This window comes from Fodinibius sp. (assembly GCF_041642155.1).
Lineage (GTDB): Bacteria > Bacteroidota > Rhodothermia > Balneolales > Balneolaceae > Fodinibius.
In genome coordinates this window covers 1-10,597 of record NZ_JBEPWZ010000088.1, presented here as the reverse complement: position 1 = coordinate 10,597, position 10,597 = coordinate 1, and the positions used below count along the sequence as shown (strand labels likewise).

General features: G+C 48.8%; 9 protein-coding genes. 3 read left to right on the top strand and 6 right to left on the bottom strand.

Annotated elements, in window-relative coordinates:
- From ACESLU_RS07190 to ACESLU_RS07165, 6 genes are all read right to left on the bottom strand, one after another.
- Positions 1-554 (bottom strand): gamma-glutamyltransferase (locus tag ACESLU_RS07190; RefSeq protein WP_372637172.1); only part of this gene is annotated, 554 nt, incomplete at its 3' end.
- Between the two features lie 481 nt (positions 555-1,035).
- Positions 1,036-1,227 carry a hypothetical protein gene (locus ACESLU_RS07185; RefSeq protein WP_372637169.1) on the bottom strand — a complete coding sequence of 64 codons (192 nt, stop codon included), beginning with the start codon at positions 1,225-1,227 and terminating at the stop codon, positions 1,036-1,038.
- A gap of 225 nt (positions 1,228-1,452) precedes the next feature.
- Complete coding sequence (gene xerD / locus ACESLU_RS07180) at positions 1,453-2,361, bottom strand: site-specific tyrosine recombinase XerD (protein WP_372637166.1); 909 nt, start codon at positions 2,359-2,361, stop codon at positions 1,453-1,455.
- A gap of 7 nt (positions 2,362-2,368) precedes the next feature.
- The gene (locus tag ACESLU_RS07175) at positions 2,369-4,843 is read right to left on the bottom strand and encodes an HD family phosphohydrolase (protein ID WP_372637163.1); all 2,475 of its coding nucleotides are present in this window, start codon (positions 4,841-4,843) and stop codon (positions 2,369-2,371) included.
- Positions 4,844-4,958: 115 nt separating this feature from the next.
- Entirely contained in the window at positions 4,959-6,962 is a 2,004-nt protein-coding gene (ligA, locus tag ACESLU_RS07170) for an NAD-dependent DNA ligase LigA (protein ID WP_372637160.1), read from the bottom strand.
- A 28-nt stretch (positions 6,963-6,990) separates the two neighbouring features.
- The gene (locus ACESLU_RS07165; protein ID WP_372637157.1) at positions 6,991-8,031 is read right to left on the bottom strand and encodes a helix-turn-helix domain-containing protein; all 1,041 of its coding nucleotides are present in this window, start codon (positions 8,029-8,031) and stop codon (positions 6,991-6,993) included.
- A gap of 526 nt (positions 8,032-8,557) precedes the next feature.
- On the opposite strand from ACESLU_RS07165, the gene ACESLU_RS07160 reads away from it, so the two are divergent.
- From ACESLU_RS07160 to ACESLU_RS07150, 3 genes are read left to right on the top strand one after another with little or no spacing between them, the layout of a single operon-like run.
- Positions 8,558-9,226 carry a ComF family protein gene (locus ACESLU_RS07160; protein WP_372637155.1) on the top strand — a complete coding sequence of 223 codons (669 nt, stop codon included), beginning with the start codon at positions 8,558-8,560 and terminating at the stop codon, positions 9,224-9,226.
- 51 nt (positions 9,227-9,277) lie between these two features.
- Positions 9,278-9,913, top strand: a complete 636-nt coding sequence (locus tag ACESLU_RS07155) for a hypothetical protein (RefSeq protein WP_372637152.1) — start codon at positions 9,278-9,280, stop codon at positions 9,911-9,913.
- A 7-nt stretch (positions 9,914-9,920) separates the two neighbouring features.
- Entirely contained in the window at positions 9,921-10,538 is a 618-nt protein-coding gene (locus ACESLU_RS07150; protein WP_372637149.1) for a histidine phosphatase family protein, read from the top strand.
- The last annotated feature ends 59 nt before the right edge of the window (positions 10,539-10,597 follow it).

Below are 10,597 nucleotides of genomic sequence, written 5' to 3'. Positions count from 1 at the left end.
TTTAATCCTTTTTTGTTGTCATTCAAGGCTTCGGCCTGTCTGTAGGACAATCGGTATCCCTTGCGGGCCAGCTCGATAGCAGGCTGGATGACCTGGTTCAGGGAGAGATTCCCGTATTGCTCCATGGCTTTTACCATCCCGTCTACGACTCCCGGCACGCCGGATGCCAGTCCCCCTTTGCGGCTGAGCCTGGTCACATATTCCCCCTCCCTCATATACATATCCTTATGCGCCTGCAGGGGCGCCTGTTCACGAAAATCAAGAGCGCGGCTGCTCCCGTCAGTGAGACGGACGACCATAAATCCGCCCCCCCCGATATTTCCGGCCCGCGGCAGGGTAACAGCGAGGGCAAATTGAACAGCAACGGCCGCATCCACGGCATTTCCGCCCTGCTGTAATATATCGCGGCCTGCCTGGGAAGCCCGTTGTTCAGCAGTAACGACTACCGCATGTTCGAATGATTTTGACCAGCCTGTCTGGGCTGGACTTTGACTCGGTAACACAAACAGCAGCAATACGCATGCGACTGCTGTCAAACGGGAGGTATATTTCATGTGGAGGTACATTTCATGTCAGGAATTACTTTTTTGATCGTTCTAAAAATGGATGATATGAAAAGATGGATGATATGAACGTAGTCTATCAGCCATACCAGACTTCTCTTATGGAATACTTATACCGAAAACCCTAATGTAAGGTCTCCGGCATCTATTTTAAAGTATAATTCTCAGCTTTAAATACCGGGGACCGTTAGTGTTGTAGAGAGAGAAAAACAATGTTAGAGAAGCCTTTGCAAAACCGTTTTTTTGTCCAATGTCGGCGTTATCGGTCGGTTGAAATTCTCACAAATGGGTTATATGCTGCGATTCCAGCCACCCTCTTGCCTTGACCTTTCCCGATGCTTCGGGACTGGTTTTTCAAAGATTCTATGTTTAAAAAAAATAATTATTACCCTTAGATAGTGCTTTTACACTAAAGAGCGGCATCAGCCAGCTCGTGTGAGGCAGCCTCTTGGAAATAGTAATCGGGCCTTCCCTATTCCTCCTCTTCAAGAAAGTGGATTCTCTCCGCGTCGTGAATCGAGCGAACCAAGAGTTGAATCTCCAGAAAGAGGGATTGATGGTCCTTGCAGGCCTCCCTGATATAACGCTCCTGTTCTTCCAGCGTATCAAACGTCAATGCCTGGTCAAGTATTTCTTCAATTTTTTGCCAGCGATACCGTTCCATGGTTCCTCTCTGCTTTTCTTTTGCCGAACCGTTTATCCATTCCGGGGCTTTATGATTATATGCGTATTTATGAACAAAATGGGGTCATATTTTAAAGCCCGGATTTTTCACAAGGGAATTTGTACTTCAGCAAGGCGAAGGAAAAATGGCGGGGCGGGCAGGGATTTTAATTTTTCTTTCCTCTTTTCAGGGCAGGGCAGCAGGCAACTGCAATGATACCTTCATTTACGCCCTCGGGTGAAACTCTTTATGCACCTGGTGCAGGAGCGACCGGTCCACATGCGTGTATATCTCAGTGGTAATGATGGAAGAGTGTCCCAGCATTTCCTGGACGGCACGCAGGTCAGCGCCGCCTTCCAGGAGATGGGTGGCAAAAGAGTGGCGGAATATATGGGGGTAGACATTTTTTTTAACGCCGGCCCGTTCCGCAGCGTCATTGACAATATTCCATATGCTCATGCGCGACAGGGGGTTGCCTCGCTGGCTCAGAAAGATCTTGTTTTTTGCTTTCTGGGGATTTTTATTGCTTTGAAATTTGGGCCGGACAACCTCAATATAGTGCTCCAGGGCCGACTGGGCAATTTCTCCGACGGGCACCAGCCGCTCCTTGTTACCTTTGCCCAGCACCCGGATAAAACCGATTTCAAAATAAAGGTTATCCAGTTCCAGGCTGGTAAGCTCGCTCACACGCATGCCGGTGGCATAGAGCGTCTCCATGATAGCCGCATTGCGGATGCCGGCGTCTGTTTCGCGATTAGGTGCATCAATGACGGCGGCAACTTCTTCCGGGTTTAAAACTTCAGGAAGGTTTTTAGCCTGTTTGGGTAATTCAACCAGTTCGGCCGGATTGGCTTTAGCCAGATCTTCGACCACCGCAAATTCGTGAAAGCCCCGGATACTGGAGATATTGCGGGCAATCGAGCTCACCGAGAGATCCATTGCTGAGAGTTCCTCCAGGTATTGTTCGATATGGTGCAAACTGACCCCGTTCAGGTCATGAATGTGGAGGTCCCGGGCAAGAAATTGCAGGTACCGCTGCAGGTCGTTTTTATAGGAGACGATGGAATTTTCAGAAAGATTTTTCTCCAATTTAATGAATTGCAGGTAGCGCTGTAGCTCTTCCCGGTAATGCATCGGTCCCTCAGGAATTGTAGTATTCGTCTATCGGCGGTGTCGGTTCAGAGTCCTGTCCCTCCTCCTTCTCCGGGAGATGATCCGGGGCGGCTTCCGGGGTAAATTCCGTTTCATCGAAGGCATCAGCTTTCTGTTCCTTTTTAGCATCTCCTTCTTTGTCCTTGGGATACTCTACGCGGCTGTGATAGATTCCCACCAATATATTGAGAAAGGTGTTTTTAATAGTCGTAAGATCCTGGAATGTAAGCGGTGTTTTGCTGAGCTGTCCCTCGTTTACGCGAGCATCAATCATTTTATCAATGAGCGTTTCCAACTTCTGGTAATTGGGATCTTTCATCGCACGAGAAGACGCTTCGATACAGTCGGCCAGCAGCATGATGCCCGTTTCTTTCGTTTGGGGCAGGGGACCGTCATACCGGAAATCTTCCTCCCGGATCTCTTTCTTATCCTCATCGGCTTGTTCATTTGCCTTGTCCCAGAAAAATTTGATCAGCGTAGTACCGTGATGAGTCTTAATAAAATCAATGATAACTTCGGGTAATTTATGCTCCCGTTCCCGCGCTATTTTTACCCCGTTAGACACATGCGCCTTGATGACCAGAGCACTCATCCGTGGTTTTAGCTTATCGTGTTCGTTGGTTTCCGTCTGGTTTTCAGTGAAATAACCCGGATTTTCCATTTTTCCAATATCATGATAGAGTCCGCCCACCCGGCAAAGCAAACTGTTGGCACCGATGGCACCGGCAGCCGCTTCCGCCAGATTCGAAACTTGCAGGCTGTGGTGGAAGGTGCCCGGCGCTTTGGTCATCAGCTCTTTAAGCAAGGGAAGGTTGGTATCGCTGAGCTCCAGAAGCGTAAAGTCAGTGGTGACCTTGAACGATTTTTCAAAGAGAAGAATAAGCGGGTAGGTAATGAAGATAAAGATGGCGTTGAGCAGTACAAAAAAGAGCTCGTTCCCCAGGTTCGTCCACCCGTTGAAAGAGGTCATGCTAAAAGCCAGGATCACCACGGCATAGGAGAGAAAAACAATGCCGGGGGTCGTAAAAAAGAATTGGGATCGTTTCTTGATGTCACGAACCGAAAATAAGCCCAAACTACATGCTACGGTGGTGGCCGCTACATACTCGAAATTCTTGCCGTCAATCAGTCCTGTAATAAGGGCCAAGGTAATGGTAGCCAGCAATCCGACGCGCGAGTCAAAGATAATCGTCAGGATGATGGGCGCAATAGCAACCGGTACGATATAGGATGAAATGCTCTCCAGTCCGTAGACGATGGAGCCGCTTACAGTGATAAGCGCCATTGCGAGGAGAACAAGCAAAAGCATGGTATTATTCATAAAGATATGCCGCCTGTACAGGTAAAGATAAAAGAAAAAGATTGTTACAATGGCAAAAACGGCCAGAATGTCTCCACCATATCGCAGCCAGCGCTCCAGATCCGTAGCATTCTGCGCCCGGGCATCGGCCAGGCTTTCCAGCCTGTTAAGCCTCTCCTCCGTAACAATATCACCCCGGCGGATGATAACCTGTCCCTGTGCCACTGCCCCTTTGCTTAAAGAGATACTGGCCAGAGCTTCATTGATGTGGGCCTGGGTTTCCTGCTGGTCAAAAATGATATTGGGCTGTATGGCCTGGTTAAAAAGCTCAGAGGCAACCGGACTCATATCCTCATAGAAAATGTCGGAAAACTGGTGCCGGGCATACTCCCTGGCTTCATCAATATCACGGATATTGGCAATGTTGCGGGTTCGCTCTGTATATTCCTTCAGGTCACGCACAATTATTTCATCGATGGACAGCTTATCCTTATCAACATTAATAATCCCGTCATTAAATAATGTTTCTGCAATGTCTTCAAGCTGGGTTTTTAGATAATCGCCGATAAATTCATTGCTCGGTCCTGATCGGGTATTGACTGGCTGGTTGAGGATTTCAGTGCGCCGGTAATTTTCCAGCAGGACGTTCCAGGAATCCTGTGACAGATTGTGGGGAGCACTGTTCTTGCGGTTTACAAACTGAATGCTGTCTTTTTTAGCCGTTGCCTCATCGTTCTGTTGAGCCTTTTGCCATTCTTCATAGCTGTTCAGAACAGGCTCAAAACGCTGAAAAAGAGAATCAATCTTGCCCAGTACCCGTATTTCGGCATCATGGTTGACATTATAGATGGGCGGGGTGGAGGTTTTTATTTCCTCCCGTTCCTGCTCGATCGTCTCCTGGTCCTTTTTAATGGGAAAGGTGAACGGAGCGGTCAAGTCGTCTGCTCTCCAGGGTTCGCCAACGCTGTAGCTCACCGGTTCTTTAAAGGAGGTTTGGGGGACAGAAGCTGCCAGAACAACCAGAAATCCAAATATGATCAGTATTCGGACATACATATTTTTTTTGAGAGAAGAGGCCTGCTCCTGTTTTTTCTTTTTTTCGCCGATAACGGGCGCTCCCCGGTTCTTCTTGGGAGCCAGTCCCAGTTTTTCGAGAATACTCATAGTGTTTTTTAAATCCGCCCCGCCAACCGGTCAGTTGCCCGGCAGGGCATTAATTTGTACGTGCAAGATACTTCGATTAGCAAATTATACCAACAGTCATTTATATTCCCAAAAATCATTTTTCGTCGTCTATAAGCGCCAGAAAAGCATCCTGGTCGAGGATGGGAATATCCCGTTCCTCTGCCTGATCATATTTGCTGCCCGGAGAGTCGCCGGCCAACAGGTAATCGGTATTACCACTTACCGCAGACGTAACCTTTCCCCCGTGTTTTTCAATCATCTCCGTGGCTTCTTTACGGGTCAGACCGGGAAGAGTGCCGGTAAGTACAAAGGTCTGATCCGCCAATTTTTGAGAAGTAACTCCTTCCTGCTTCATCTCAAACGTTAAGCCCGCGGATTTTAGGGATTGGATCATTCGCAAATTTGATTCGTCATTAAAAAATGCGGCTACGGATTCCGCGATCGTGGGACCAATGGCATCGATGTCGGCAATTTTTTCTTCTTTTGCTTCCATCAGTGCGTCCATGGTTTGGAATGCGGTGGCAAGGTCCCGCGCCACCGTCCTGCCTACAAAGCGAATACCCAGTGCATAAATCAGGCGATCGATGGGTTGCTTTTTACTGTCATGGATGGCGTCGATCAGGTTTTGGGCACTTTTGTCGGCCATTCGCTCCAGCGGCAGAAGCTGTTCTTTCCTGAGTTCGTACAGGTCCGCATAATTCTGAATGAGGCCTTCCGAAACCAGTTGATCGGCCACGGCCTCGCCCAGTCCTTCAATATCCATCGCATCGCGGGAGGCAAAATGCGTGATGCGCTGGCGGACCTGGGGCGGGCATTCGGCATTCGTACAGCGCCAGTCTACGTCATCTCCAAGCTTGGTGAGAGGATGTCCGCAAGCGGGACAGTCTTCAGGCATTTGGAAGGGAGCGGGTCGGCCGTTGCGGTCCGGATTGACCACACTTACAACCTGGGGAATAATTTCTCCCGCTTTTTCAACGACTACGCGATCGCCCACGCGGATGTCCTTCCGGTGAATCTCATCCTCGTTATGCAGCGACGCCCGCTTTACGACCGTGCCGGCCAGCTCAACGGCTTGGAGATGGGCCACCGGCGTTATCTTCCCCAGCCGTCCCACCTGAAGCCCGATATCATTAATCGTAGTCGTGGCCTGTTCCGCCTCAAACTTAAAAGCGATCGCCCACCGGGGGGCTTTGGACGTACTGCCCAGTTGAGAACGGAATTTATCCTCATTGATCTTGACGACGACCCCGTCGGTTTCATAGGGGAGCTGGTGGCGGAGTTCTCTCCATTCATCGATTAACTGATGTACCTGGTCGATGGAAGCGCATTTTTGGTAGTGTTCGGATACGGGCAGCCCGTATTTCGCCAACAGCTGTATTTTATCAAGCTGGGTAAGCGGCGCCCCGTCTCCCTCCAAAAGAAGATCGAAGCTAAAGAAGCGAATGGGGCGGCGGGCAACTTCGCGGGGATCCTGCATTTTCAGCGAACCGGCGGTAGAGTTGCGAGGGTTGGCAAAAGTATTAAGTCCCTGTTGCTCGCGGTGTTCATTCATGCGTGCAAAGGCTTCGCGCTCCATATAGGCCTCGCCCCGTACTTCCGCCAGCGGGGGATAGTCGCCTTCCAGTGCAAGCGGGATGTCCCGAACGGTCCTCAGGTTTCGCGTGATATCATCTCCCCGTTCACCATCGCCGCGTGTGGCCCCGAGAACCAGCTTTCCCTCTTCGTAGCGGAGACGAATGGAGGCGCCGTCGAACTTAAGCTCGGCCAAATAGCTGAAGTTCGTATGATCCAACCGTTCGCGTACCCGCCTGTCGAAGTCGTTGAGCTCTTCTTCATTATACGTATTATCCAGGCTGAGCATAGGCACAGGATGTTCAACTGTTTCAAAATCGCTGCTCGGCTCCCCCCCGACGCGCCGGGTGGGAGAAGCCGGGTCGCGGAGGTCAAACTTCTCCTCGAGTTGTTCCAGCTCCGAAAGATAGTTATCAAATTCCTTGTCCGATATGAATGGCTGGGCCTCCTGATAATAGGCTTTATTGGCTTGCTCGAGCAGTTCGCGCAATTCCTTGACGCGATTTTGCGCCTGTTTTTTATCCATATTTTTAAAATAGATATCGGTATTCGTGTTATAACTGATGAATTAATAACGGGGGAGGGGCATCAATATTCAATGTGTCGGGCGGTGGCTGAAGCCATTTGGGATCATCCTGAAAAAAAGATCGGGTTATTTCTATTCTACCGGTCTCCGGGTTGTAAAAGCGTTCCCGGAAGTCAGGAATAACATGTCCATTCATAAGCAGAATGATGTTGTCCAGCCCATCGCGAAACTGAAAATCATTGACAAAATCAAACCGGATGGCTTCTCCATTTTCAATCCAGTAAGGATTAAGTTCATCAAGGATGTCCGTATAGACCCTGACGGGTTCCAGGGTGCCGTAGGCAGCATACAGTACAATCGAAAGGGTGTCGGGCAGGCTTTCTCCCGCCTCCCGGAATCGGCTTGATCCGCCCCCGCCGCGGGTTCGTTGTGCGCTATCTTCGACTGTCAGGGACCTGACACCCAGCTGCAGCGAATCGCCAGTGGTGGTGGTCTGGTTTGGTGTTTCCTGCTGAGGGGTGTTCGCGGCGTTATTGTCGAGCGTCCTGACATAGAACCAGTAGATTAAGAAAGCCCCGATGGCCAGGAGGATGAAAACGGTCAGCGAAATGCGCCATTTTGACGAAGTGGTTCGGGTGGACTTGAATTGATGGCCCATATCAGCCCAGTCCACGGAGTCTACTTCTCGCCTTTTTGCAAGGGGATTTTCGGAAATGGAAATCGGTGTCTGTTCCCCCTCTTCCGCCTTCTCTTTATCTTCCGAATCAGATATTTTCTTATCCTTAAATTTCTCGCGCCGGTCGTCGTCAATGAGTGATCCGCTGTAGCTATCCTTCTCAACCTTGTCGAGCGCGTAAACGATGTCACGTTCATCAACCGAAATAGCTTTGGCATAACTTCGTACATAGCTGCGTATATAAGTGGGATTGCTGGTTATACCCTCAAAGATGGAGTTATCTTCAATGGAAGCTAAGACCGTTTTCGGGATTTTGGTGGATTTATGAATTTCTTCAAGGGTTATTTCCCGGCTTTTCCGGATGATCGCCAGATCATTTCCAAGTGATGGCATATAAGGTTTCCAGGTTTGAGGTCATAAGAGGCCATTAGGTGCAAACAGTAAATCTAAGCAAATATCATGGTTGGCAAAAATTTTGGGCGGTAAATTTTTTTGTAAGGATTTGTCTGTAAAAGGATCATACCCCATAGTACCAAAATGTACTTTTAAAGACCATTGCAAAACCGTTGTTTTACCCAATTTTCCATTTTCGCGTTTTCAAAAATCCTCACCTGTAGTCTATACATACACTGCGGTTTTGAAATCGCTCAGGCGTTGTTGTTGAACAAAACCCCCGGTTTTTCAAAGGTCTCTTTAAATGTAAAGGCGAGCGTCCGGCTATTCATCGCGAAATGTTCCCGGGCGCAGGCCAAGTGCTGACACCCCCATTCCAAATTTGGGATTAACCTGCTGCCGGGCCAACGGAAGTGATAACAGGAACTTAGTAAGCCAGATAACAGGTATTGTGACTAAATAGGGTTACACCCCCCGTTAAATGAGGCATATTATTAAAAACATACCAAAAGGACTGTCGGACATTGTGTTTCCCCGGGTCTGCGTATGTTGCGGCCGCGAACATACCGGGCGGCAGCGACAGCTGTGTTCATTTTGTCTGAATGAGCGCTTTGAAGATGCGAACCCGGGTAACGAACGGTCTTCCAGCGATACATTGCTGCCAGAGGGTATTTTAGCCCAACAGGCCTTATGGAGCTTTGACAAGGGCGGAGTTCTGCAGGATCTGTTGCACCTTTTAAAATATGAGCGTCTTACCACGGTAGGTATCGACCTGGGACGTAAGCTTGGAGAACGTATTCGAAAGCATCCCTTGTTGGATCGCACGCTCGTGCGGGCCCCGATTTCTATTCTGCCCGTCCCCCTCCATTACCTGAAGTATCGATACCGGGGATTCAACCAGGCTTTCAAAATCGCTCTCGGGTTTCAGCAGGTGTGGCCGCAAATCCCTATCTGTGATATCAAAAGTGTGGTGAGAATAAAGAACACGCGCACGCAAACGGGCTTTACGCTGGAAAAACGTCTCATAAATATCGAAGATGCTTTTAGCGTGAACAACCCATCGATGATATCGGATCACCTGGTGGTAATCATTGATGATGTATTTACGACCGGAGCAACCACTTTTGAGCTTGCTCAAACCGTTTTGGCAGCCGGAGCCAGTGCAATTATAATACTGACGGTTGCACAGGCATAATTTTTGGCATATAATTCATTTTTTCAAAAAAGAAGGATATTTTTAAAGTCTATGAGTAAATTTACCTCACGACCGCAAAACCTGTATTTGGAAACCCAGCTGGGTATCGTCACGCGTACCGGCGATTGGTTTCACACCACGGCCAAACATATCGAACAGTTTGTCCCCGGCCTGTTGGAAGAGCGTGATTTGGATCATCTTGTTGAGGAAGCCGTAGCCTGGGTGCGCAGCGCCGACAGCCTGGCCCTTACCTTGCTGCTCGTTTTGTTAATCTACATACACCCGATTTTTGCCGCTGTTATTGCCATCACTTTTCACTTTTTCTGGTATCGTTTTAAAAGTGCGTTTGTGACCATATACCTGGGGAAGGTGCTCAAGCTGATGAATAAAGATGGCTACTTGTTAATCATCTCGCTGGTGATCATAAGCCTGCTTGGGATGAATGGTCAATATCTGGCCGCGGGTGTGGGACTCGTATTCTTTTTTCTGATGAAGTTGGGCCTTTTAAAGCGTTTGTGGGACAAGATTGACGAAGACAGTGCTGATCAACTCTCACTTAACGACCGCGTGTTTAAAATGGTACTGATAAAATATGCCATCTACTACAATAAGGCGCCTTCGGAAGTGCAGCACATGGAGAACAAATTTAAAGAACTGGCATTAAGCAGAAAACAAGGCAAAGGCTGAAGTGAGTGTGACAAATATATACTTGGCCCGTCATGGAGAAACGGAATATAACCGGCGTAATCAAATGCAGGGGAGGGGGATTGATGCTCCGCTGAATGAAATGGGTCGCCGCCAGGCACGGGCAATGGCCGAACATTTAAGAGAAAGAGATCTTCACCACATTTACTGCAGCAGCTTAAAACGTTCACGTGAAACAGCGGAATTTGTGGGCAAGACCTGCTGTTTGAGCGTTCAGGCTCATAGAGATCTTGATGAAATGAATTTTGGTGTGCTGGAGGGACGGACCATTACCGAAATTGGGCCGGAGCTGAAAGAACTTCAGCAGAACTGGATGTCAGGAAATATTGATTTTGCCCCGCAAGAGGCAGAAAGTCCCAAAATGGTGCTGGATAGAGCGGCAACAAGAGCTGAACAGATTATCAGCGAGCGGCAAAAGCGTAATTTGCTGTTTGTGCTTCACGGACGCCTTATCCGGATCCTATTATCACACTGGCTGCAATTCGGACTCTCTGCGATGCATCGCATAGAACACAGCAATGGAGCGCTGTATCACCTGCAATGGGACGGAGAGCAGTTTAAGTCGGTGTATTTGAATAATACCGAACATTTAAAAAACGGAGTTTAGCCATTGAAAACCCAAGGCCGGTCGCCGGTTCAGCCCCCGGTGGGTTTCTGTAAAAGAGA